Origin of the sequence: Lentzea aerocolonigenes, assembly GCF_000974445.1 — a bacterium.
GTDB lineage: Bacteria > Actinomycetota > Actinomycetes > Mycobacteriales > Pseudonocardiaceae > Lentzea > Lentzea aerocolonigenes.
Window position 1 is genome coordinate 50,978 of the sequence record NZ_BBOJ01000030.1, and the last position, 22,790, is coordinate 73,767.

A 22,790-nucleotide genomic window follows, 5' to 3' on the forward strand; every position below is an offset into this window, starting at 1 on the left:
GAAACAACCATGAGACTGCGCATCGCAGCTGCGGCACTCACCATCGGCCTGTGCACCGCCGGTGTCGCCGCAGCGGATGACATCCCGCCGGACTTCCAGAACAGACCGACGATCGCGGACTGCTACAACGCCGTGCCCACGATCGGCGGCGCGGGCGTCATCATCGGCGGCCCCGGCGACGACGTGATCGTCGGCAGCAACGGGCCGGACGACATCTGGGGCATGGGCGGCGACGACGTCATCCTCGGTCTCGACGGCGACGACGTCATCCACGGCGGCGACGGCAACGACCTGATCTGCGCCGGCCGGGGCGACGACCTGGTCCAGGGCGGTCCTGACCACGACACCGTCCACGGCGAACCCGGCGACGACAAGATGCGCGGCGGCGACGGGCGGGATCTGCTGTCCGGCAACGCCCACGTGCACCATGACGAGGGCGACGGAGAGGCAGGCGTCGACGTCTGCACCGCCAGCACCGAAATCCCGGTCAGCTGCCTGTGACCGACTGCCGCAACAGGATCTCCGTGGCGGGATCGGGCCTCACCCCGAGCTGCCGCAACGAGTCCAGCACGCGCGCACGCGTCTCCACGGTCCGTTGTGGATTCCGTGCGCGCAACGCTGCGGCGAGCGCCAACCGGTGTGCGCGCGGCTCGAACGGTTCCAGCGTCAACGCCCGATCCGCCAGACGCCACGCTTCTGCCGGATCCGCTGACACGAGCCGAAGTTCACCCAGTACCAACAGGTTCTGAACGTACCGCGCCCGGACGTGACCGATCTCCGCCTCGCACTCCTCGATCAGGTCCGGGAGCGGTTCGCCCCGCCACAACGCCACGGCCTCGCTCAACTGGCCCACGTCGCTCAGCTCGTGGAACGACCACAGGTCCGCGGTCAGCGCACCGCCGCGCACCAACCGGATCGTGTCGCCGTTACCGCGCAGGCAGTAGCTCGCCTCCCCACCGGCGCGGTCCGGTTCGAGCAACCGGCGCAGGTGCGTCATCGTCACCCGCAGGTTCCGCGCGGCACTCGCGGGATCGAGGCCGGGCCAGAGCAGGTCCACCGCCTGCTCGCGGCCGAGCACGGGCCGCAGCACCAGCAGCCCGAGCAGTTGCCGCACGCGCACCCGGCGCAGCTGCGGCGCGTCCACGGCGACCCCGTCACGGGTCACCCGCATCGGCCCGATGACCTCGATGCCGATCGAGTGCTCCGGTGGCGCGGGCACGGTGGCGAGCAACTTGGCGGCGCCCGCGGCGAGGCCGGGATCACGCGCCAACTCGCGGAACTGGCGATGCACCGGGAGACCGACGCGATCCGCCAGCCAGGTGCCCAGTGTCGTCCTGCCCGCCACTGCGTAGCGGACGGCCAGTTCGACCGACCACGGCAACGGCAGGAAGCACAGCGCGTGTTCTGCGGGCAGGTCCGTGCGGAGATCTCCTTGCCTGGCTTGGAGGAACGCGCGCCCAGCCGCCCGTGCCCGTTGGTGCGACGGCCCCAGATCGGCGCTGTCCCAGCGTTCTCTGAGCTCGTCGCTGAGCACGTAGCCCAGCGTCAGGAACCGGCGCAGGTGCCGTTCGGCGAGCTTGATGTCGACCGGCCACCGCGCGAGGTGCTGCTTGTAGATGTCGCGCGCAAGGTCTTCCTCGCCGCGTGTGACCGCAACCGCCGCCTGCGCCGCACACGCCAGCACGGCGTCACGCGGGTTGTCCTGCTCGGTGAACGGCTCTGTCGTCGTCTCGCCGAACGACGCGGCGATCACGGTGTGCAGCGCACGCGCCACGAGCTCTCCTCGCGCCGTACTGTCCGCGTCACTCCCATGGAACTCAACGGCTTCACCGTCGAACCACCGAGCAGCGGCGGCGTGGCGGCGCGCCAGATCGTCGTCCAGCATCCGTTCGGCGAGCTCGGCGGCCTCCCTGCCCCGCCCGCACATCGACAGGCAGTGCACGTGGAAGCGGATCGTCGACACCGCCAGCGCTTGGGGCACCTCGCTCGCCGGCGCCCGGGCGAGGTGGACGAGCGCCTGCTCGGGATCACCGGCCAGCTCGGCGACCACCGCGGCCACGCTGTGCCGCAACAACCTCAGCACCGGCGTCGAGGCGTCGAGCCGCTGCGCCTGGTGCGCGACCGTCGCGAGCCTGACCAGATCGCCCCTGGAATGCGCGGTGATCACGGCCTGCCCCAGCGCCACCGCCGCCCCGTCGTGGTCACCGGCTTCGAGCAGCTGTGCGCAGGCCCGGTCCACCAGGCAGTCGATGGACGGATCCGTGAAGTCGCGCGCGTGCACGACCGCGGCCCTGAGCAACAGGAACGCCGGCTCGTCCGCGTGCTGCGCAGGCACCGCGTCGAGCCACCTCTGCGCCGTTGCCCAGGGCAGCACCGACAACGTGGTGCGCACCAGCTCGACCGCCAGGCGCGCCAGCAGTTCCCAGTCACGTGCCCGGCACGCCACCCGCCCTGCCGCGGCCAGGTCTCCCCGCGCGTACAACACTTCGACGGCCCTGTCCCGCAGGTGATCGGTCGGCAGCAGATTCGCCCACAGGTCGTGCGCCCGGTACCGGCCGTCGTCCAGCCGGTCGACCAGCGGAACTTCCAGTTGCTCCACAGGTGTCCCGGCGACCGTGCTGATCTCGTCACCGGTCGCGCACCCGAGCGCCACCAAGGCGGTCAACGCGTCGCGCACGGGTTCGGTGAGCCTGCTCAGCACCTCTTCCGCGGCGTAGCGCCACGATGCCGCAGGCCCTGCCGTCAGCGACAGCCGGACGAGCGCGGGCCAGCCGTTCAGGTCCTCTGGCAGCTCGCGCCCGAACCTGCGGGCGAGCGCGGCGGTCTCGGCACCGCTGAACGCCAGGTCCGCGGTCCCGATCGCGGCCACCTCCCCCGCCGCTTCCCTGCGAGCCAGCGGAAAACCCGGCGCGCACCGCCCCGACAACACCAGGTGCGCGGTGTCCGGCAGGCCGCGGGCAACGGCTCCGAGCAAGGCCGCGCCGGGTGAACCGGCGGGGATCTCGTGCACGTCGTCGAGCAGGAGGCACACGTCGAGCGGCGCGCGTCGGCGCAGGGCCGCGAGGACTTCCGGTGCTCCGGGGTCGGGACTCGGGCTGTCCAGCGCGTCGAGGATCGCCTGCGCCAGCCGGGAGGCGTCCTCGTGGCCGGGACCACACGTCACCCACACGTCGACGCCGCGTGGTTCGAGGAGGTTCGCGCGGACCGCCTGGGCGAGCGCCGTCGTCTTGCCGAAACCGGCGCCCGCGACGACCAGCGTGACCGGGCGGCACCAGCGCGCGCGAAGACGGTCGACCAGGCGCAGCCGAGGCAGCTCGACGTCCAGCGGACGCGGCACCGCGCGCAGACCCGTCGTGTCCTCCCCCACGCAGGACGGAGACCGTCAGAGGCCCCGAAATACGCGAAACGGCCCGCCTCCCCGAGGGGAAACGGGCCGTCCGAACCGTGAAATCAGGCGCCGGCGGCGTTGCGCAGGGCCTCCGCGCGGTCCGTCGACTCCCAGGGCAGGTCGACGTCCGTGCGGCCGAAGTGGCCGTACGCGGCGGTCGGCGCGTAGATCGGGCGCAGCAGGTCGAGGTCGCGGATGATCGCGGCGGGCCGGAGGTCGAACACCTCGGTGATGGCCTGCTGGATCTTCTGCGGGTCGACGGTCTCGGTGCCGAAGGTCTCGACGAACAGACCGACCGGCGCGGCCTTGCCGATCGCGTAGGCGACCTGGACCTCGACGCGGGTGGCGAGGCCAGCCGCGACGGTGTTCTTGGCGACCCAGCGCATCGCGTACGCGGCCGAGCGGTCGACCTTCGACGGGTCCTTGCCGGAGAACGCGCCACCACCGTGACGGGCCATGCCGCCGTAGGTGTCGACGATGATCTTGCGGCCGGTCAGACCGGCGTCACCCATCGGGCCACCGATGACGAAGCGGCCGGTCGGGTTCGTCAGCAGGCGCACGTTCGTGGTGTCGAGGCCCAGCTCGTCGATCTCGGGGGCGACGACGTGCGTGCGGAGGTCGACGCCGAGCAGCTTCTCGAGGTCGATGCCGTCGGCGTGCTGCGTGGAGATGACGACGGTGTCGAGCCGTACCGGCTGGTCACCCGCGTACTCGATGGTGACCTGCGTCTTGCCGTCCGGACGCAGGTACGGAACCGTGCCGTCCTTGCGGACCGCGGTCAGCCGGCGCGACAGGCGGTGCGCCAGCGCGATCGGCAGAGGCATGAGCTCGGGCGTGTCAGTGCACGCGTAGCCGAACATCAGGCCCTGGTCGCCCGCGCCCTGCTTGTCGATCTCGTCCGCCGCACCCTCGACGCGGTTCTCGAACGCCGTGTCGACACCCTGCGCGATGTCCGGGGACTGCGCGCCGATCGCCACGTTCACGCCGCACGAGTGGCCGTCGAAGCCCTTCGCGGACGAGTCGTAGCCGATCTCGAGGATCTTCTCGCGGACGATCGTGGGGATGTCCGCGTAAGCCTCGGTGGTCACCTCACCCGCGACGTGGACCTGGCCGGTCGTCACCATCGTCTCCACCGCAACGCGGGAGCGCGGGTCCTTGGCCAGCAACGCGTCCAGGATGGAGTCACTGATCGCGTCGCAGATCTTGTCGGGGTGTCCCTCGGTCACCGACTCACTGGTGAACAGCCTGCTGCTGTGCTGGCTCACGGACACTCCTTCTTCACGGACTGGTCTGAGGAAAAGTCTACTGACTCGTAGTCAACCGAGCGGTAACCGCGTCCCACACCACGGACGCCACTTGCGTTTTCGGCCCGTGGGGTATAGAAGCCTCGGCGCCTTCTCTCGACAGCAGCCAGCCGGCGTTGTCCTCCTGCTCGAACGCCTTGCCGTCGCCGACCGCGTTCACCACCAGGAGGTCGCAGCCCTTGCGCCGGAGCTTGGCGCGGCCGTAGTCGAGCACCGACGTCGTCTCGTCGCCGGTCTCCGCGGCGAATCCTACGATCACCTGGCCCTGCCGACGCGAGGAAACGAGCTCCACGAGAATGTCGGGGTTCTTGGTCAAGACGATCGGGTCGGGATCCGAGTCGGTCTTCTTGATTTTGTGTCCGGTCAGCGAGACGGGCCGGAAGTCGGCCACCGCCGCGGCCATGACGACCACGTCCGCGTCCGCGGCGACCTTGTGCATCGCGTCGCGCAGCTCCACGGCCGAGCCGACGCGGACCAGGTCGACCCCGGAGGGAGTGGCGAGGTCCGCCGTGTTGCCGGCGACGAGCGTCACCCGCGCGCCGCGCTGGGCGGCGACCCGTGCGAGCGCGTAGCCCTGCTTGCCGGACGAGCGGTTGCCGATGAACCGCACCGGGTCGAGCGGTTCACGCGTGCCACCCGCGGAGATCGCGACGTGCACGCCTTCGAGGGTCCTCTCGAGAGCGTCACCGCGCACCAGCAGCAGCCGGGCGAGCTCGACGATCTCGGCAGGGTCCGGCAGACGGCCCTTGCCGGTGTCCTTGCCGGTCAGCCGGCCGCTCGCGGGTTCAGCGACGATCACACCGCGGCTGCGCAGCAGCTGCACGTTGTGCTGGGTGGCCGGGTGCTCCCACATCTCGGTGTGCATCGCGGGCACCAGCAGGACCGGGCAGCGCGCGGTCAGCAGGGTGTTCGTCAGCAGGTCGTCGGCGAGGCCGTGCGCGGCCTTCGCGATGAGGTTCGCGGTCGCCGGGGCGACCACGACGAGGTCGGCGTTCTGCCCGAGCTTGACGTGCGGCACCTCGTGCACGTCGTCGAACGGGTCGGCGGACACGACCTCGCCGGACAGCGCCTCGAACGTGGCGGCTCCCACGAACTTGAGCGCGCCCTCGGTCGGGACGACCCGCACGGAGTGGCCGGACTCGGTGAGCCGCCGCAGGACCTCACAGGCCTTGTACGCGGCGATGCCCCCGCCAACCCCGAGGATGATCCTGGGCTTGATGGGGGCATCAGCGTCAGATGACGCGGTCACTCGCCCTCGGTGTGCTCAAGGAGACCAGCGTGGATCTCCCGGAGAGCGATGGAGAGCGGCTTCTCGCGCGGGCCCGGCTCGACGAGCGGGCCGACGTACTCGAGCAGGCCCTCGCCGAGCTGCGCGTAGTAGTCGTTGATCTGGCGGGCACGCTTCGCTGCGTAGATCACCAACGCGTACTTCGAGCTCACCTGCTCCAGCAGGTCGTCGATCGGCGGGTTGGTGATGCCCTCCGGGGAACCGGTCAGGTGACCGAGCTCGGTGTGGGTGATCACTCGTCAATCTCCTGAAATTCGTGGTCCGACCATCAAGGATAGCAAGTCGGCGGCGGCCGACTGCACGTCGGCGTTCACGACGACCTCGTCGAACTCCTTTTCGGCCGCCATCTCCTCACGGGCGATGGCCAGCCGGCGTTCGACGACGTCCGGATGTTCGGTGCCCCGGCCCGTCAACCGGTCGACCAGGTGCTCCCAGGACGGGGGCATCAGCATGACCAGCTGGGCCTCGGGCATGGCCACGCGGACCTGCCGCGCGCCCTGCAGTTCGATCTCCAGGAGCGCGGGACGGCCCGCAGCCAGAGCTTCTTCGACGGGCCGGCGAGGAGTTCCGTAGCAGTTCCCGGCGAACTCGGCGTGTTCGAGGAACTCGCCGGCGTCCACCATCTGCTGGAACTTCTCGCGGTCCACGAAGTGGTAGTGCACTCCGTCGACCTCGCCCGGCCTCGGCTTCCTGGTGGTCGCCGAGACGGAAAAGTAGACATCGGGCTGCTGCCTGCGCAGCTCCGCCAGAACGCTGGATTTCCCAACCCCTGACGGCCCGGACAAGACGGTGAGGCGGGAACGGGCAGAACCCGTTCCCGCCTCGGTGCCAATCACTCTCCGCTGAACTCGGAGAGCAGGGCCTTGCGCTGGCGGTCACCGAGACCGCGCAGGCGACGGCTGGGAGCGATCTCGAGGCGCTCCATGATCTGCTGCGCGCGAACCTTGCCGACGCCCGGGAGGGCCTCGAGCAGCGCGGACACCTTCATCTTGCCCAGGACCTCGTCGCTCTCGGCGGCCTTGAGCACGTCCGTCAGGGTCGTGCCGCCGCGCTTGAGGCGCTCCTTGAGCTCAGCCCGAGCGCGACGAGCGGCAGCAGCCTTCTCCAGCGCTGCGGCTCGCTGCTCCTCGGTAAGCTGGGGAAGAGCCACGATTTCCTCCGTGGTGTGGATTCTTTTCGGATCGGTGCCGCGACCGTACCGACCGCAATTGCCTGGGGACAACGTGACCCAGTCAGGTAAATCTTCAGCGGTCATGAGTGATGCGGCGGGTGGTAGTAGTACCAACACCCTCCGGCGGCCTGATCACTGCCCTCCGGGAACTCGTCGCCCACGTTACGTGTGCTATGAGGCCGGTGACCAGCGGGGCAGCCGGTGGCGTGGACCCTACCAACACATGTTTGCCCTGGTGAGCGCGCCACACCCCAAAAGTTGCGGCGCGCACCACCTCAGAGGCTCTCCTGAACCCTTCGCACGGCGCTGACCAGCGACGATACGTCCGGCCCATGCCTGAGAACATCTCGTGAAGAAGTCGGAAAGACGTTGCGCATGTCGGGCCCGAAGAGCCGTTTTAGATCCGCCACCGAGCCGCCCTGAGCACCGAAACCCGGGGCCAGGATCGGCCCGTTGAACCCCGCGAGGTCCACATCCGTTTCCCCGATCGTGGCACCCACGACGAGACCAACATCGCCGCACGGGGAAATGCCGGAATTCCGAGCGGTGGCGAAATCGATGATCGTCTGCGCCACGGTTCGCCCGTCCGGAGCAACCGTGCGCTGAACTTCGGCACCCTCCGGGTTCGACGTCAGCGCCAGCACGAACACCCCGCGGCCGGTCGCCCGTGCCGTGTCGAGCGCGGGCTGGAGCGATCCGAAGCCGAGGAACGGCGACAGCGTCACCGCGTCACCGGCCAGCGGCGAACCGTCGCCCAGGTACGCCTCGGCGTAGGCGGCCATGGTCGAGCCGATGTCGCCGCGCTTGGCGTCGACCAGCACGAGCGTCCCCGAGCCGCGCAGCTCCGCGATCACCCGTTCCAGCACGGCGACGCCACGCGACCCGTAGGCCTCGAAGAACGCCGCCTGCGGCTTCACCATCGCCACCTTGCCGCCGAACGCCTCCACGGCCGTCAGGGCGAACCGTTCGAGGCCCTCCACGGTCCTGGAGAGGCCCCAGGCGTCCAGCAGGCTCGGGTGCGGGTCGATCCCGACGCAGAGGGGGCCGTACGCGTCGACGGCCTTCGCGAGCTTCTCCCCGAACGTCACGCGCCCTCCCCCGGAGCCGGCCGGAGCGCCTGGACCTGGCCGAGCCCGCCGCACGGAGACCCGTGCGGCGTCACGACCTTCGTGAGCTTCTCCCCGAACGTCACGCGTCTCCCCTCAGAGCGGCCTGGAGCGCCTGCAACGGCTGCACGCCGATGTCACCGCGGATGAGCGCCTCGATGCCGTGCACGGCCGCGGCAGCGCCCTGGATCGTGGTGACGCACGGGATGTCCTTCGCCACGGCGGCGGTGCGGATCTCGTAGCCGTCCACGCGCGGGCCGCTGTTGCCGTAGGGCGTGTTGAAGATCATGTCGATCTCGCCGGCCAGGATCATGTCGACGACGTTGCCCTCGCCCTCGAAGTGCTTGCGCACCTCGGTGCACGTGATCCCGTTGCGCTTCAACACCTCCGCGGTGCCGGAGGTCGCGAGGATCTCGAAGCCCAGGTCCGCGAGGCGCTTGACCGGGAAGATCATCGCGCGCTTGTCGCGGTTCGCGAACGACACGAACACCTTGCCCGCCGTCGGCAGCGAACCGTAGGAGGCCGTCTGCGACTTCGCGAACGCCTTGCCGAACGACGAGTCGATGCCCATGACCTCGCCGGTGGACTTCATCTCCGGGCCCAGCAGCGAGTCGACGCCGTGGCCCTCGGGCGTGCGGAAGCGGTGGAACTGCATGACCGCTTCCTTGACCGCGACCGGCGCGTGCTCGGGCAGCCGGGCACCGTCACCGGTGGCCGGCAGGATGCCCTCGACCCGCAGCTCCGCGATCGTGGCGCCGAGCATGACCCGCGACGCCGCCTTGGCCATCGACACGGCCGTCGCCTTGGACACGAACGGCACCGTGCGCGACGCACGCGGGTTTGCCTCCAGGACGTACAGCACGTCGTCCTTCAACGCGTACTGGACGTTCAGGAGGCCCTTCACGCCGATGCCGCGGGCGATTGCCTCGGTGGAGCGGCGGACGTTCTCGATGTCCGAGGCGCCCAGCGTGATCGGCGGCAGCGCGCAGGACGAGTCGCCGGAGTGCACGCCGGCTTCCTCGATGTGCTCCATGACACCACCGATGAACACCTCGTCGCCGTCGCACAGCGCGTCGACGTCGATCTCGATGGCGTCGTCGAGGAACCGGTCGACCAGCACCGGGTGCTCGGGCGTCACCTCGGTCGCGCGGGCGATGTAGCCCGACAGCGACTCCTCGTCGTACACGATCTCCATGCCGCGGCCGCCGAGCACGTAGGAGGGGCGCACGAGGACCGGGTAGCCGATCTCGTCCGCGATCTCCTTCGCCTCGTCGAACGACGTGGCCGTGCCGAACTTCGGCGCGGGGAGCCCGGCCTCGGTCAGCACCTTGCCGAACTGGCCGCGGTCCTCGGCGAGGTGGATCGCCTCGGGCGTCGTGCCCACGACCGGCACACCGGCGTCGGCCAGGCGCTGCGCCAGGCCCAGCGGAGTCTGGCCGCCGAGCTGGACGATCACACCCGCGACCTCACCGGAGCGCTGCTCGGAGTGCACGACCTCCAGCACGTCCTCGAACGTCAGCGGCTCGAAGTACAGGCGGTCCGACGTGTCGTAGTCCGTCGACACCGTCTCCGGGTTGCAGTTGACCATGACGGTCTCGTACCCGGCCTCCCGCAACGCCATCGCCGCGTGCACGCACGAGTAGTCGAACTCGATGCCCTGCCCGATGCGGTTCGGCCCGGAGCCCAGGATCAGCACCTTCGGCTTCTCCCGCTGCTCCGCCACCTCCGACTCGGCCTGGGGGTCGAGCTCGTACGCGGAGTAGTGGTACGGCGTCTCGGACTTGAACTCCGCCGCGCACGTGTCGACCGTCTTGTAGACCGGCCGCACGCCCAGGCGGTGCCGCAGCGCGCGCACGCCGTCCTCACCGGCGAGCTCCGGCCGCAGCACGGAGATCTGCCGGTCCGACAGACCAGCGCGCTTCGCCTTGCGCAGCAACGGCTCGTCCAGCACGGGAGCCTCCAGCAGCTCCGTGCGCAACGTGCCGAGCCAGGCGATCTGCTCGATGAACCACGGGTCGATCTTCGACGCGTTGTACACGTCCTCGATGGACGCGCCGAGTCGAAGAGCACGCTCGACCGTGTAGAGGCGGCCGTCGTGACCGCGCTCCAACTGCTTCAGAGTCGACTCGAGCGTAGCGCCCTCGGGGTCGGCCTGAGTCCAGAAACCGACCGATTTCGTTTCCAGCGAACGCAGCGCCTTGCCCAGCGCCTCCACGAAGTTCCGGCCGATCGACATGGCCTCGCCGACCGACTTCATCGTGGTCGTCAACGTCGGGTCCGCGCCGGGGAACTTCTCGAACGCGAACCGCGGCGCCTTCACGACCACGTAGTCGAGCGTCGGCTCGAACGACGCCGGGGTCTCCCCCGTGATGTCGTTGGTGATCTCGTCGAGCGTGTAGCCGATGGCGAGCTTCGCGGCGATCTTGGCGATCGGGAAGCCGGTCGCCTTGGACGCCAGCGCGGACGACCGCGACACGCGCGGGTTCATCTCGATGACGACCATGCGCCCGTTGTCCGGGTGGATCGCGAACTGGATGTTGCAGCCACCGGTGTCGACGCCGACCTCACGGATGACCTGGATGCCGACGTCGCGCATGTGCTGGTACTCGCGGTCGGTCAGCGTCATCGCGGGCGCGACCGTCACCGAGTCACCGGTGTGCACGCCCATCGGGTCGATGTTCTCGATCGAGCAGATGACGACCACGTTGTCGTTGCGGTCGCGCATCAGCTCGAGCTCGTACTCCTTCCACCCGAGCACGCTCTCCTCGATGAGCACCTCGGTGACCGGAGACTCCTCGAGCCCGATGGCCGCGAGGCGCTCCAGCTCCTCCTCCGTGTACGCCATGCCGGAACCCAGGCCGCCCATGGTGAACGACGGCCGGATGACGACCGGCAGACCCAGCTCGGCGACGGTCTTGCGGACCTCGTCCATCGTGTTGCAGACGGCCGAACGCGGGACCTCGGCGCCGATCTTGCGCACGATGTCCTTGAACATCTGCCGGTCCTCGCCGCGCTGGATCGCGTCGACGTTGGCACCGATGAGCTCGACGTTGTACTTCTCCAGCACGCCGCGCTCGTGCAGCGCGATGGCGGTGTTCAGCGCGGTCTGGCCGCCCAGGGTCGCGAGCACCGCGTCCGGGCGTTCCTGCGCGATGACCTTCTCCACGAACTCGGCCGTGATCGGCTCGATGTAGGTGGCGTCGGCGAACTCGGGGTCGGTCATGATCGTCGCCGGGTTGGAGTTCACCAGGCTGACCCTGATGCCCTCCTCGCGCAGCACGCGGCACGCCTGCGTGCCGGAGTAGTCGAACTCGCAGGCCTGACCGATGACGATCGGGCCAGAGCCGATGACCAGGATGTGCTTCAGATCTTCACGCTTGGGCATCAGCGGGCCTCATTCATCAGCGTCACGAACTCGTCGAACAGGGGCGCCGCGTCGTGCGGACCGGCAGCCGCCTCGGGGTGGTACTGCACGGAGAACGCCGGCGCGTCGAGCAGCCGGACGCCCTCGACGGTGCCGTCGTTCGGGCAGTAGTGCGACAGCACGGCGCGGCCGAACTCGGAGGAGAACTCCTCCCCCGGCGTGCCCTCCAGCGCGAACCCGTGGTTCTGCGAGGTGATGGCGACCTTGCCGGTGGCCACGTCGATCACCGGGATGTTGATGCCGCGGTGGCCGTAGCGCATCTTGTACGTCCCGCGGCCGACCGCGCGGCCCAGGATCTGGTTGCCGAAGCAGATGCCGAACAGCGGCAGCTTGCGGCCCAGCGCCTCCTTGGTCAACGCGATCGCGTGGTCCTGCGTGGCCGGGTCGCCCGGGCCGTTGGACAGGAACAACCCGTCCGGGCTGACCTTGAGGATGTCCTCGAACGTGCTGGTCAGCGGCAGCACGTGCACCTCGATGCCGCGTGCCGCCATCATCCGCGGGGTGTTCGACTTGATGCCCAGGTCGAGCGCGGCGACGGTGAACTTCTTCTCGCCGATGGCCTCGACCACGTACGGCTTGTCCGTCGTGACGTCGACCGCGAGGTTCGCGCCGAGCATCTGCGCCGAGGCCTTGACCTGCTCGACCATCGACGCGTCGTCGGTGAGCTCGGAACCGGAGAACACCCCGGCCCGCATCGCGCCCTGCTCGCGGATGTGACGGGTCAGCGTGCGGGTGTCGAGGCCGGAGATGCCGACGACGCCCTGGTTCGCCAGCTCCTCGTCGAGGCCTCGCTTGGACCGCCAGTTCGACGGCGTGCGCGCGGGGTCGCGGACGACGTAGCCGGCGACCCAGATCTTCGACGACTCGTCGTCCTCGTCGTTCCAGCCCGTGTTGCCGATCTGCGGCGCGGTCTGCACCACGATCTGGCGGTGGTAGGAGGGGTCGGTCAGGGTTTCCTGGTACCCGGTCATGGCCGTGGAGAACACGACCTCGCCGAGCGAGACGCCGGTCGCTCCGTACGCCTCACCGCGGAAGACACGACCGTCTTCCAGCACCAATGCCGCGTTCGTCACGCCTTGCCTCCGTGTTCAATGGCCTTCTGGCTGAGAGCCGCAACCCATTCGTCGTAAACGTCTTTGTCATCGCCACGGAAACCCGTGTCGAACAGGTGGCCCTGGTTCTCCCACTGGACCACCAGCAAACCCTCTTCGCTGAACATGACCTTCCCGGCGAGGCCGCGGTCGGTCCGGGCGTCCCGGATGGACTCGGCCGGGATGAAGATCGGTGTGGCGCCGACGCGTTCGATCGCGACGCCCTCCGGCACGAGGCTCAGCGTCGCCTCCGCGCGGTGGCCGATGTCGCCGACCTGGACGCGGTCCTGCCAGTTGCCCGCGTTCGTCGTTCCGATGTAGACGCCCGTGGTCTCCAGAGTCGCCGCACCGAGCGTCGACGGCGTCGCCGGGAACGCGGGCAGGCTGGCCTGCTTGGCCTGACGCCGCTTCCAGCCGTGCCACATCCCGTACACGCACAGTGCGAAGAACAGGAACACCACCAGGACGAGCAGCACGCGGGTCATTCGGCAATCCTTCCCGCCAGTGCGGTCACGCGCCCGCGCAGGACGGTCGCCGTCACCGCGCCGGTCAGCTCCATGCCCTCGAACGGGGTGTTGCCCGCGATGCTCGCGAGCTCCGCGCCGGTCACGGTCCACGTCGCGTCCGGGTCGACCAGCACGAGGTTCGCGGGCTCGCCGACCGCGATCGGGCGGCCCTGGTCGGTCAGGCCGGCGATCTCGGCGGGCTTCTCGCTCATGACCCGCGCGACACCGCGCCAGTCCAGCAGGCCGGTCTTCACCATCGTCTCGACGACGATGCCGAGCGCGGTCTGCAGCCCGAGCATGCCCGGCCGGGCGGCCGACCACTCGCAGTCCTTGTCCTGCACGGCGTGCGGGGCGTGGTCCGTGGCGACGCAGTCGATGGTGCCGTCCGCGAGCGCCCGGCGCAGCGCGTCGACGTCGTCCTGCGTGCGCAGCGGCGGGTTGACCTTGTTGACCGGGTCGTAGGTGGAGAGCCGGTCGTCGGTCAGGATCAGGTGGTGCGGGGTGACCTCGGCGCTGACCTTGGTGCCGCGCGCCTTGGCCCACTTCAGGACGTCCGCCGTGCCGGTGGTGCTGACGTGGCAGACGTGCAGCTTCGCGTCGACCTGCTTCGCGAGGATGCAGTCGCGGGCGACGATCGACTCCTCGGCCGCCGCGGGCCAGCCCTGCAGGCCCAGGCGGGAGGCGTTCTCGCCCTCGTGCGCCTGCGCGCCGACGGTGAGCTTCGGCTCCTCGGCGTGCTGCGCGATGACGGCACCCAGCGCCTTCGAGTACTCCAGGGCGCGCCGCATGATCAACGGGTCGTGCACGCAGTGGCCGTCGTCGGAGAACACCCGCACGTTGGCCTTGGACTTGGCCATCGTGCCGAGCTCGGCGAGCTTCTCGCCCTTGAGTCCGACGGTGACGGCGCCGACCGGGTGGACGTCGACCAGGCCGACCTCCCTGCCGCGGCGGGCGACGTGCTCGACGATCACGGCGTTGTCGGCGACGGGGTCGGTGTTCGCCATCGCGAAAACGGCGGTGTAGCCACCGAGGGCGGCCGCACGCGAACCCGTTTCGATGGTCTCGGTGTCCTCGCGACCCGGCTCACGCAGGTGGGTGTGCAGGTCCACGAAACCCGGCAGCAGAACCGCGCCGTTGCCTTCGATGATCTCGGCGTCGTCATCCGCACCTTCTGCGATCACGCCGTCGCGGATCAGCAGGTCGATCGGTTCCCCCTCGCCGTAGGGCCTAACTCCCTTGAGCAGCAAGGGTTTCACGCGTTCTCCTCCTCGTGGGCGAGCAAGTGGTACAGCACGGCCATGCGCACGTGGACACCGTTGCGGACCTGCTCGGTGATGGCGGCCTGCGGGCTGTCGGCGACGACGGAGGCGATCTCCATGCCGCGCAGCATCGGGCCGGGGTGCAGCACGACGGCGTGCTCGGGCAGCAGCTTCAGGCGCCGCTCGTTGAGGCCGTAGGCGATCGAGTACTCGCGCGAGCTCGGGAAGAACCCGCCGGTCATCCGCTCGGCCTGCACGCGCAGCATCATGACGGCGTCCTGCGACGCGAGCTCGGCGTCGATCTCGTGCGAGACCGCGACCGGCCACTTCTCGACGCCGACCGGCAGCAGGGTCGGCGGCGCGACGAGAGTGACCTCGGCGCCGAGCGTCGTGAGCAGGTGCACGTTCGACCGCGCCACGCGGCTGTGCAGGACGTCGCCGACGATCGCGACGCGGCGGCCGTCGAGGCTGCCGAGGCGGTCGCGCAACGTGGCGGCGTCGAGCAGCGCCTGCGTCGGGTGCTCGTGCATGCCGTCGCCCGCGTTCACCACGGACGTGCTGGTGTGCTTGAGCCAGCCCGCGAGGCGGTGGGCCGCGCCGGACGCCGGGTGCCGCACGATCACGCAGTCCGCACCGGCGGCCTGCAACGTGAGCGCGGTGTCCCGCAGCGACTCGCCCTTGCTGACGCTGGAACCGGAGCTGCTGACGTTGATCACGTCCGCGGACATCCACTTGCCGGCGATCTCGAACGACACGCGCGTCCGCGTGCTGTTCTCGTAGAACATCGTGATCACGGTTCGGCCGCGCAGCGTCGGCAGCTTGCGGACCTCGCGGCCGAGCAGCGCCTGCTTCAGCCGGTCCGCGGTGTCGAGGATCGCGAGCGCCTGGTCGCGGTCGAGGCCGTCGGTGGAGAGCAGGTGCTTCACTTCAGCACCACTCCGTCGCGGCCGTCGAACTCCTCGAGCATCACCACGACGTCCTCGGTCTTGGACGTGGGCAGGTTCTTGCCGACGTAGTCCGCGCGGATCGGCAGCTCCCGGTGCCCACGGTCGACCAGCACGGCGAGCTGCACCGCGCGGGGACGGCCGTGGTCGCGCAGCGCGTCGAGCGCGGCGCGGATGGTGCGACCGGAGAACAGGACGTCGTCCACGAGCACGACCAGCTTGTCGTCGATGCCGCCCTCGGGCAGCTTCGTCGCCTCCAGCGGCCTCGTCGGGCCTCTGCGCAGGTCGTCGCGGTAGAGCGTGATGTCGAGCGTGCCCTCGTGCACCGTGCGGCCGGAAAATTCGGCGATCTTAGCGGCGAGACGCCGTGCGAGGGGGGCTCCCCGGCTGGGAATACCCATCAAGACGACATCGGGTGCGCTGGGTGCATCGAGAGCGGTCTTCTCGATGATCTGATGGGCCATTCGGGCGACAGTGCGCGCGACGTCACCGGCCGACAGGATCTCGCGATCCCCGGCCGGATCCGTCGCGCCACGTTGACGTGACGCCACGGCTGGACCTCCTTCCCCGCCTCACTGGACGGGTCCTTAAAGGACGTCGGACACCCGGTTGCAGCCGGGCTGACCTGCACCGTATCACCTGTGGACGGTCAGCCGTCCGAGTGGTGTCCCGTGCGTGGCGAGCGTCTCTCCCTGAGATCAGCTTGACCTGCCGACCACGGCGAGTAATCATTACTCTGCGTATCGATCTAAGCCTCCCCGCAGCACCGCCGTACTGCTGACGGGGCGAATGAACGGAGAACCGCCACATGGGCGACTACGCCAAGGCGCTGGGGGCCAAGCTCCGCGCTATCCGCCAGCAGCAGGGTCTGTCCCTGCACGGCGTCGAGCAGAAGTCCGGCGGTCGCTGGAAGGCCGTGGTCGTCGGCTCGTACGAGCGCGGTGACCGCGCGGTGACCGTGCAGAAGCTGGCCGAGCTGGCCGACTTCTACGGGGTTCCCGTCGCCGAGCTCCTCCCCGAGGGCCGCGTGCCGTCGGGCGCCGAGCCGGCCACCAAGATCGTGATCAACCTCGAACGACTCCAGCAGCTGCCGGTCGAGAAGGTCGGCCCGCTGGCCCGCTACGCCGCGACCATCCAGTCGCAGCGCGGTGACTACAACGGCAAGGTCCTCTCCATCCGCACCGAGGACCTGCGCTCGCTCGCGATCATCTACGACATGACGCCGGGCGAGCTCACCGAGCAGCTCATCGACTGGGGTGTGCTGCCCCCCGAGGCCCGTCCCGCCAAGGAAGACTGAGCCTTCCCGTTCGGAGCAGTGGCTCCCTCACGTCCTGTTAGTCGCCCTGAGGACGTCGAGGGGGCCACTGCTGCATTCAGGGGACCCGGCGTTGCCGGTCGGGTGGCGTCCGCGGCTGCCGAACCGCGCAGCAACTCGGTCAGGTCGTGACGCTCCGCGTGCTCGCCGGTCGCGTTCGGTCTCCTGCCCGGCCGCGGCCGTCGCGGGACGTGGCCTTGCTCACGAAACGAGCCGGGCGAGCTGCTTCTCGTCCTGGATGACGTGGATCGCGGCGATCTGTCCATCCTGGACGGTGAACGCCATCGCCGAGAACAGCACGCCGTCCACCCACGACACGAAACCGGCCTCGCCACCGATGAGCGCGAACCGGACCTCCGCCATCGTCGCGAACCTGCGGAACGTGCTGGCGCGTCCCGCCACCGCACGCCCGCCGATGACTTCCAGGGCACCGGCGCGCAGCACGACCTCGGGGTGCAGCACCGACACCAGCCCTTCCAGGTCGCCCTCGCGTGACGCCTTCAGGAACGCGTTCACCGCTTCCCGCTGCTTCGGCAGGTCGTCGCTCGTCCGCGGCCGTTCCTGCACGCGTTTGCGCGCACGGGACGCGAGCTGACGGGTCGTGGCGGGCGTCTTGTCGATCAACGGCGCGATGTCGTCGAACGGCACGGCGAACATGTCGTGCAACACGAACGCAAGGCGCTCATCGGGCTTCAACGTGTCCAGCACGATCAGCATCGCGAGCCCGACCTCGTCGCCGGCCACGGCCTGGTGCTCGGGTTCCTCCCTGACGTCGATCACCGGGTCCGGCATCTCGAACGCGTGCTCACGCCTGTCGCGCAACATGTTCAGGCACACCCGGCCCACCACGGTCGTCAGCCAGGCGGCGGGGTTCTCCACCTCGCTGGTGTCCGCCCGCTCCACCCGGATCCACGCCTCCTGCAACGCGTCGTCCGCCTCCGTGAACGACCCGAGCATCCGGTGGGCGACAGCGCGCAAACGCGTGCGCTCCTGCTCGAACTGCGCGATCAAGACTCCCCCTGTGGTCACGACCTCTCGTTCGCGAGGGTAATCGGTAGGCTCCTGGCAACGTGACCAACTTCGACGCGGGCCTCCTCGCCGACCGAACGCCGCTGCCGTCCGGTCTGGACTCCCGGCTGCTCCGCCACTTCACGTTCCTGATCGAGGTCGACAAGCTGAAAACCGTGCTGCGCGCGTCCCCGCTCGCCGCGGCGGACCGGCGCGAGAACGACGCGGAGCACTCCTGGCACCTCGCGCTCATGGTCCTGGTGCTCGCCGAGCACGCCGACGAACCGATCGACGTCGGCCACACCATCAAGCTCGTGGTCGTGCACGACCTCGTCGAGATCTACGCGGGCGACACCCCGATCTACGACACCGAGGCGGGCAAGGACCAGCGCGAACGCGAGGAGGCCGCCGCGGACCGGCTGTTCGGTCTCCTGCCGGAGGACTCGGGCCGCGAGTTGAGGGCGTTGTGGGACGAGTTCGAGGCTCGTGCGACCCCGGAAGCCCGGTTCGCGAAGGCGATGGACCGGCTGCAACCGTTGCTGCTCAACTGGATGGCCGAGGGCGGGACCTGGCGCACGCCCGGCGTGACGGCGGACGGTGTGCGGTCGCGCAAGGCGGTCATCGGTGAGGCTTCGGCGACGTTGTGGGACGCGGCGCGGCACCTGATCGACGAAGGTGAGCGCCGCGGCTGGGCTAGGTCACACGGTAGGTGACGTGGGTGAACCCGTTGCCCGCCCTCGACTCGACCTGTTCCAGGTTCAGGCCGGGCACGCCGTCGAACAACCGCGTGCCGGCGCCGAGCGTCACCGGCACGATCCGCAGCCGCAGCTCGTCGATCAGGCCCGCGGCGAGGTACTGGTTGACGGTGGTCGCGCCGCCGTGGACGGAGATGTTGCCGTCACCGGCGGCTTCACGGGCGAGCTCGAACGCGGCCTCGACGCCGCCGGTGACGAAGTGGAACGTGGTGCCACCCTCCATCGGCTGCGGGTCGCGGGCGTGGTGGGTGAGCACGAAAACCGGCGCGTGGTACGGCGGGTTGTCGCCCCACCAGCCGTTCCACGGGCGGTCCCACTCGCCGCGGACGGGGCCGAACATGTTGCGGCCCATGATGAACGCCTTGGTCTCGGCGAGCCGGTCCAGCTGCCACTGCCGTTCAGCGGGGTCGTCGAACCACGCGTGCAGCCTGCTGCCCCAGCCGTCGCCGCCGTCGTCGCCGAACGGGCGGTCCTCCGCCTGGTTGTGCCCGGCCGCGAAGCCGTCGAGGGAGATCGAGAGGTCGCAGGTCACCTTGGTCATGTGCACCAGCCTGAGGCCGAGGCGGCATGACGTCCACCGAGCCTGGCCGCACTTGCTCAGGTCTCCGAAAATCGATGAAGGGCTCCTTCATCCACCTCACGTGGATCAAGGAGCCCTTCATCGAGCTCAGAGGACGGCGCGCAGCTGGTCCGCGATCACCGCGATCCGGCCGAGCACGCCGTTCACGAACCGCGGCGAGTCGTCCGTGGACAGGCCCTTGGCGAGCTCCACGGCCTCGTCGATGGCCACCGCGTCCGGCACGTCGGCCGCCCACAGCAGCTCGTACAGGCCGATGCGCAGGACCGCGCGGTCGACCGCAGGCATGCGCTGCAGGGTCCAGCCCTCGGCGTGCTCCGAGATGAGGTCGTCGATCCGCGCGCGGTTGGCGTGGACGCCCTCGACCAGCGAGACGGTGTAGTCGTTCACCGGGGGAACGTCCGGCGAACCGACTCGTTCGGCCAGCAGCGTCACCGGGTCGGTGCCCAGCAGGTCGGCTTCGTAGAGGAAGTCGACCGCGCGCTTGCGGGCCTTGCTGCGTGCGCCCATTACTTGTCGCTGATGCGGCCGAGGTAACGGCCGTCGCGGGTGTCGACCTTGATCTTCTCGCCGGTCGTCACGAACAGCGGGACCTGGATCTCGGCGCCGGTCTCCAGGCGGGCGGGCTTGGTGCCGCCGGTGGAGCGGTCGCCCTGCAGGCCGGGGTCGGTGTGCTCGATCACGAGCTCGACCGAGGTCGGGAGCTCGACGAACAGCGCCACGCCCTCGTGCATCGCGACGACGGCCTCCTGGTTCTCCAGCATGTAGTTGGCGGCGTCGCCAACGGTGTCGCCGGGGACCGGGATCTGGTCGTAGGTGTCGCCGTCCATGAAGATGAAGTCGGCGCCGTCCTTGTAGAGGAAGGTCATGCCGCGCTTGTCCACGGTGGCGGTGTCGACCTTGGTGCCCGCGTTGAAGGTCTTGTCGACGACCTTCCCGGTCAGCACGTGCTTGAGGGTCGTGCGCACGAAAGCGCCACCCTTGCCGGGCTTGACGTGCTGGAACGCGGTGACGGTCCAGAGCTGGCCGTCGAGGTTCAGCACCAGGCCGTTCTTCAGGTCGTTCGTGGTGGCCACGGGGGAATTTCTCCTGTGATTGGACGGGGTGTCAGACGACCACGAGTTCCTTCGTGGTCAGGGTGAGGAGCTCCGGCCCGCTTTCGCGCACCACGAGGGTGTCCTCGATGCGGACCCCGCCCCGCCCCGACAAGTACACGCCGGGCTCGACGGTGACCGCCATACCGGCCGAAAGTGTACCGTCACCCGCCTTCGACAACGCCGGAGCCTCGTGGATCTCCAGCCCGACCCCGTGGCCGAGGCCGTGCAGGAAGTCGTCGCCGTGCCCGGCTTTCTCGATCACCTCACGTGACGCGCGGTCGACGTCGCTCACGCTCACACCCGGCCGCAGCGCCGTGCGTCCGGCGGCCTGCGAGCGCGCGACCAGGTCGTACAGGTCGCGCTGCCAGTCGGCGGGCTTGCCGAGGACGAGCGTGCGGGTCATGTCCGAGTGGTAGCCGTCGACCAGCGCGCCGAAGTCGAGCTTGATGAAGTCGCCCACGTGCAGGACCGCGTCCGTCGGCGCGTGGTGCGGCACGGCCGAGTTCGCCCCGAACGCCACGATCGAGGAGAACGACGGCCCCTCCGCGCCGTGGTCGAGCATGCGGCTCTCCAGCTCGCGCGCGACCTCGCGTTCGGTCGTCCCTGCCCGCAGCCCGCCGTGCCCGATCAACGCCGCCAGCGCCCGGTCCGCCGCCGCGCACGCCATCCGCAGCGCCTCGATCTCGACCTCGTCCTTGACCAGCCGCAGCTTCTCGACCAGACCACCCGCCCGGTGCAGCTCGGCCTTCCCCGCGGCCTCGGTGAGGGCTTCGAGCCCGTCGACCGTGACGTGGTGGCTCTCGAACCCGAGCCTGCCCTCGGCCTTCTCCGCGAGCGCGAGGTCGCACGGCCGGTCGATGAGCCGCTCCAGGTCCGGCACCTGCTTGGCCGACTGGGTCAGATATCGGCCGTCCGTGCAGAAGACCGACGTGTCGTCACCGTTCGCGTCGATCAGCACGGCGGCGTTCGATCCGGTGAATCCGGTGAGGTACCGGACGTTCAGGAGGTTCGTGACGAGCAACGCGTCCAGGTTCGTGGCCTGGAGCTCTTGGCGCAGTGCGGTTCGGCGTGCGGCGTACGACGACATGTCTCGCAGCGTACGGCCAGTCCTAAGCTGTGCGCATGCGTCCTTGGTTCGTCCGTGCGTTGTGGATGGGGCTCCTGCACGGGGCCGTGCAGACCGGCGTGGCCGCCGTGGCCGTGCGCAGCCCCGAGGCGACGTCGGTCGGCCCGATCGCGATCGGCCTGCTGATCGCCGCCGCGCTCATCTGGGGCGCGGTCGACACGCTGCGCGACCTGCCGTCGCGCGGCATGCAGTGGTTCATCGCCGCGCTGATCGCGGGCCCGTTCGCGGGTGCCCTGGGCGTGGTCGGGTCCGCGGTGCTGGTCGACCAGACCGGGCAGGAGGCGCTGTGGGTGGCGCTGACGGGCGGCGCGGCGTTCACCGCGTTGCTCGTGCTGGCTCCTGCCGGGCTGGGGATGCTCCTGGGTGGCTTCCTCGTGCCGAAGGACTCCGCTAGTCCCCACCCGTGATGGTGAGCTTGTAGTGCGCTGACGTGCTGAAACTGCCCGCTTCGCCCTCGATCAGCAGGTCGTGCTCGCCCGGCGTGAGCGGCGGGATCCACGCCCACAGCCCGCACGCCTGAGCCGCCTGCTTGCCCCCGCGCTCCCCGATCGCGTTGTCCCGTGCGACCTGGAAGGTGATCTCGACCGGGTCGATCCTGCGCAGCTCCACCGGCTGCCCGTCCAGCGTGACCGTTCCCTTCACCCCGGTCATGAAGTCGCGGCAGTGCGCCGTGTTCGCGCTGTACCGGTTGACCGCGGGCGCGGCGAGCGGACGACCGGCGGGCACCCGGCACGTCCGATCCACGGCGCCGCCGAACGTCCCGGCGAGGAACCACACGTCCTTCGGCTGGTCCTCGGCGCAGAACTTCCCGGTCTCGTCGGCGACCGGGTTGCGCTCCTCCGGGCTCGCGAGCGCCCACGTCCACCACCGCGCCTGGAGGTCCTGATCAGACAGTCTTTCGCCTGCGGCCAGGGTCGGCTCGGAGGTCTTGGTGGCGGTGCGGGGTTGCGGGATCGCGCACCCGGTCAGGAGCACCGCGAGGGCGGCGATGAGCAGTCTTGACACGCGCGGCATCGTCGCAGATCAGCGATCACCGCGCCGCTGGATTCGCCACCAGTTCGATCTCGAAACCGTCCTCGTTCTCGAGGAACGCCGCGTAGTGGTCCTGGCCGCCCGCGAACGGGTGCCGGTCGGCGAACATGAGCCGCCAGCCGTGGTCCTGCGCTTCGCTCGTGAGGCGGTCGACGGCCTCGCGGGTGCCGGCGTGCAGGGCGAGGTGGTTGAGGCCGGATTTCATTCGATCGTGTGGTCCGGTGACCGCCGGGGACTGCTCGACGACGACGTAGGTCTCGCCGAGCTTCCAGCTGACGCCGGCGGGCCAGCGCTGGAACTCGGTCCAGCCGAGGGCGGGGAAGAGCCAGCCGAAGGTGGCTTCGGCACGGGCGAGGTCGGGCACCCACAGCTCGACGTGGTGAAGGGTCACTTCGCCTG

General features: G+C 69.7%; 24 protein-coding genes. 4 read left to right on the plus strand and 20 right to left on the minus strand.

The genetic code is table 11. The features are described from left to right. The first annotated feature begins 9 nt into the window (after positions 1–9). On the plus strand, positions 10–501 hold the full coding sequence (locus AOM45_RS42750) for a calcium-binding protein (RefSeq protein ID WP_051784374.1): 492 nt from the start codon (positions 10–12) through the stop codon (positions 499–501). Here the strand turns inward: AOM45_RS42750 and AOM45_RS42755 are convergent. The 13 genes from AOM45_RS42755 to pyrR all read right to left on the minus strand — a co-directional run bounded on the left by AOM45_RS42755 (position 488) and on the right by pyrR (position 16,032). Beyond that, positions 488–3,367 (minus strand): AfsR/SARP family transcriptional regulator, encoded by a 2,880-nt coding sequence (locus tag AOM45_RS42755; RefSeq protein WP_030471598.1) that lies wholly within the window; start codon positions 3,365–3,367, stop codon positions 488–490. The two genes, AOM45_RS42750 and AOM45_RS42755, sit on opposite strands and share 14 nt — an antisense overlap. A gap of 83 nt (positions 3,368–3,450) precedes the next feature. Further along, entirely contained in the window at positions 3,451–4,653 is a 1,203-nt protein-coding gene (gene metK / locus AOM45_RS42760; protein ID WP_030471599.1) for a methionine adenosyltransferase, read from the minus strand. A gap of 37 nt (positions 4,654–4,690) precedes the next feature. Continuing rightward, complete coding sequence (coaBC, locus tag AOM45_RS42765; protein ID WP_236704041.1) at positions 4,691–5,941, minus strand: bifunctional phosphopantothenoylcysteine decarboxylase/phosphopantothenate--cysteine ligase CoaBC; 1,251 nt, start codon at positions 5,939–5,941, stop codon at positions 4,691–4,693. After that, entirely contained in the window at positions 5,938–6,216 is a 279-nt protein-coding gene (rpoZ, locus tag AOM45_RS42770; RefSeq protein WP_045313812.1) for a DNA-directed RNA polymerase subunit omega, read from the minus strand. Before rpoZ ends, coaBC begins: the two co-directional genes overlap by 4 nt. A gap of 3 nt (positions 6,217–6,219) precedes the next feature. Next, positions 6,220–6,816 (minus strand): guanylate kinase, encoded by a 597-nt coding sequence (gene gmk / locus AOM45_RS42775; RefSeq protein WP_081902560.1) that lies wholly within the window; start codon positions 6,814–6,816, stop codon positions 6,220–6,222. Further along, positions 6,813–7,130 (minus strand): integration host factor, actinobacterial type, encoded by a 318-nt coding sequence (gene mihF, locus AOM45_RS42780; protein WP_030471603.1) that lies wholly within the window; start codon positions 7,128–7,130, stop codon positions 6,813–6,815. The genes gmk and mihF overlap by 4 nt, the downstream gene beginning before the upstream one ends. A gap of 296 nt (positions 7,131–7,426) precedes the next feature. Beyond that, positions 7,427–8,239: an orotidine-5'-phosphate decarboxylase gene (gene pyrF, locus AOM45_RS42785; protein ID WP_030471604.1), complete on the minus strand. Its 813-nt coding sequence runs from the start codon at positions 8,237–8,239 to the stop codon at positions 7,427–7,429. A 100-nt stretch (positions 8,240–8,339) separates the two neighbouring features. Next, on the minus strand, positions 8,340–11,642 hold the full coding sequence (gene carB, locus AOM45_RS42790) for a carbamoyl-phosphate synthase large subunit (RefSeq protein WP_030471605.1): 3,303 nt from the start codon (positions 11,640–11,642) through the stop codon (positions 8,340–8,342). Continuing rightward, a complete protein-coding gene (gene carA, locus AOM45_RS42795; RefSeq protein ID WP_030471606.1) occupies positions 11,642–12,754 on the minus strand; it encodes a glutamine-hydrolyzing carbamoyl-phosphate synthase small subunit in 1,113 nt (370 codons plus the stop codon). Before carA ends, carB begins: the two co-directional genes overlap by 1 nt. Continuing rightward, positions 12,751–13,257: a PH-like domain-containing protein gene (locus AOM45_RS42800; RefSeq protein WP_030471607.1), complete on the minus strand. Its 507-nt coding sequence runs from the start codon at positions 13,255–13,257 to the stop codon at positions 12,751–12,753. The genes carA and AOM45_RS42800 overlap by 4 nt, the downstream gene beginning before the upstream one ends. Further along, positions 13,254–14,534, minus strand: coding sequence for a dihydroorotase (locus AOM45_RS42805; RefSeq protein ID WP_030471608.1), 1,281 nt, complete (start codon positions 14,532–14,534; stop codon positions 13,254–13,256). The genes AOM45_RS42800 and AOM45_RS42805 overlap by 4 nt, the downstream gene beginning before the upstream one ends. Further along, the gene (locus AOM45_RS42810; RefSeq protein WP_030471609.1) at positions 14,531–15,463 is read right to left on the minus strand and encodes an aspartate carbamoyltransferase catalytic subunit; all 933 of its coding nucleotides are present in this window, start codon (positions 15,461–15,463) and stop codon (positions 14,531–14,533) included. Before AOM45_RS42810 ends, AOM45_RS42805 begins: the two co-directional genes overlap by 4 nt. Further along, a complete protein-coding gene (pyrR, locus tag AOM45_RS42815) occupies positions 15,460–16,032 on the minus strand; it encodes a bifunctional pyr operon transcriptional regulator/uracil phosphoribosyltransferase PyrR (RefSeq protein ID WP_030471610.1) in 573 nt (190 codons plus the stop codon). Before pyrR ends, AOM45_RS42810 begins: the two co-directional genes overlap by 4 nt. 257 nt (positions 16,033–16,289) lie before the next feature. Here pyrR and bldD point away from each other — a divergent pair, with 257 nt between their 5' ends. Next, positions 16,290–16,778: a transcriptional regulator BldD gene (gene bldD, locus AOM45_RS42820; protein WP_030471611.1), complete on the plus strand. Its 489-nt coding sequence runs from the start codon at positions 16,290–16,292 to the stop codon at positions 16,776–16,778. A 219-nt stretch (positions 16,779–16,997) separates the two neighbouring features. Here bldD and AOM45_RS42825 read toward each other — a convergent pair whose 3' ends face one another. After that, on the minus strand, positions 16,998–17,825 hold the full coding sequence (locus AOM45_RS42825) for a sigma-70 family RNA polymerase sigma factor (protein ID WP_030471612.1): 828 nt from the start codon (positions 17,823–17,825) through the stop codon (positions 16,998–17,000). 41 nt (positions 17,826–17,866) lie between these two features. Here AOM45_RS42825 and AOM45_RS42830 point away from each other — a divergent pair, with 41 nt between their 5' ends. Beyond that, positions 17,867–18,517: an HD domain-containing protein gene (locus AOM45_RS42830; protein WP_030471613.1), complete on the plus strand. Its 651-nt coding sequence runs from the start codon at positions 17,867–17,869 to the stop codon at positions 18,515–18,517. Here the strand turns inward: AOM45_RS42830 and AOM45_RS42835 are convergent. The 4 genes from AOM45_RS42835 to AOM45_RS42850 form a co-directional block, all read right to left on the minus strand. Continuing rightward, positions 18,498–19,100 carry a dihydrofolate reductase family protein gene (locus AOM45_RS42835; protein WP_030471614.1) on the minus strand — a complete coding sequence of 201 codons (603 nt, stop codon included), beginning with the start codon at positions 19,098–19,100 and terminating at the stop codon, positions 18,498–18,500. The two genes, AOM45_RS42830 and AOM45_RS42835, sit on opposite strands and share 20 nt — an antisense overlap. A 126-nt stretch (positions 19,101–19,226) precedes the next feature. After that, positions 19,227–19,646, minus strand: a complete 420-nt coding sequence (gene nusB, locus AOM45_RS42840) for a transcription antitermination factor NusB (protein ID WP_030471615.1) — start codon at positions 19,644–19,646, stop codon at positions 19,227–19,229. Then, complete coding sequence (efp, locus tag AOM45_RS42845) at positions 19,646–20,212, minus strand: elongation factor P (protein ID WP_030471616.1); 567 nt, start codon at positions 20,210–20,212, stop codon at positions 19,646–19,648. Before efp ends, nusB begins: the two co-directional genes overlap by 1 nt. 31 nt (positions 20,213–20,243) lie before the next feature. After that, positions 20,244–21,320 carry a M24 family metallopeptidase gene (locus AOM45_RS42850; protein WP_030471617.1) on the minus strand — a complete coding sequence of 359 codons (1,077 nt, stop codon included), beginning with the start codon at positions 21,318–21,320 and terminating at the stop codon, positions 20,244–20,246. Positions 21,321–21,355: 35 nt separating this feature from the next. Here AOM45_RS42850 and AOM45_RS42855 point away from each other — a divergent pair, with 35 nt between their 5' ends. Next, complete coding sequence (locus tag AOM45_RS42855) at positions 21,356–21,766, plus strand: B-4DMT family transporter (protein ID WP_156094226.1); 411 nt, start codon at positions 21,356–21,358, stop codon at positions 21,764–21,766. Here AOM45_RS42855 and AOM45_RS42860 read toward each other — a convergent pair. Both AOM45_RS42860 and AOM45_RS42865 read right to left on the minus strand, forming a co-directional pair. Further along, complete coding sequence (locus AOM45_RS42860) at positions 21,750–22,364, minus strand: hypothetical protein (protein ID WP_201780177.1); 615 nt, start codon at positions 22,362–22,364, stop codon at positions 21,750–21,752. The genes AOM45_RS42855 and AOM45_RS42860 overlap by 17 nt on opposite strands. Positions 22,365–22,389: 25 nt before the next feature. After that, positions 22,390–22,782, minus strand: a complete 393-nt coding sequence (locus AOM45_RS42865; protein ID WP_030471620.1) for a VOC family protein — start codon at positions 22,780–22,782, stop codon at positions 22,390–22,392. Between the last annotated feature and the right edge of the window lie 8 nt (positions 22,783–22,790).

Coding starts and splice junctions, on each gene's coding strand:
- AOM45_RS42750 (WP_051784374.1), top strand. CDS start 10: ATGAGACTGCGCATCGCAGCTGCGGCACTCACCATCGGCCTGTGCACC.
- carB (WP_030471605.1), bottom strand. CDS start 11,642: ATGCCCAAGCGTGAAGATCTGAAGCACATCCTGGTCATCGGCTCTGGC.
- AOM45_RS42800 (WP_030471607.1), bottom strand. CDS start 13,257: ATGACCCGCGTGCTGCTCGTCCTGGTGGTGTTCCTGTTCTTCGCACTG.
- bldD (WP_030471611.1), top strand. CDS start 16,290: ATGGGCGACTACGCCAAGGCGCTGGGGGCCAAGCTCCGCGCTATCCGC.
- AOM45_RS42835 (WP_030471614.1), bottom strand. CDS start 19,100: ATGACCAAGGTGACCTGCGACCTCTCGATCTCCCTCGACGGCTTCGCG.
- nusB (WP_030471615.1), bottom strand. CDS start 19,646: ATGGGCGCACGCAGCAAGGCCCGCAAGCGCGCGGTCGACTTCCTCTAC.
- AOM45_RS42850 (WP_030471617.1), bottom strand. CDS start 21,320: ATGTCGTCGTACGCCGCACGCCGAACCGCACTGCGCCAAGAGCTCCAG.
- AOM45_RS42855 (WP_156094226.1), top strand. CDS start 21,356: ATGCGTCCTTGGTTCGTCCGTGCGTTGTGGATGGGGCTCCTGCACGGG.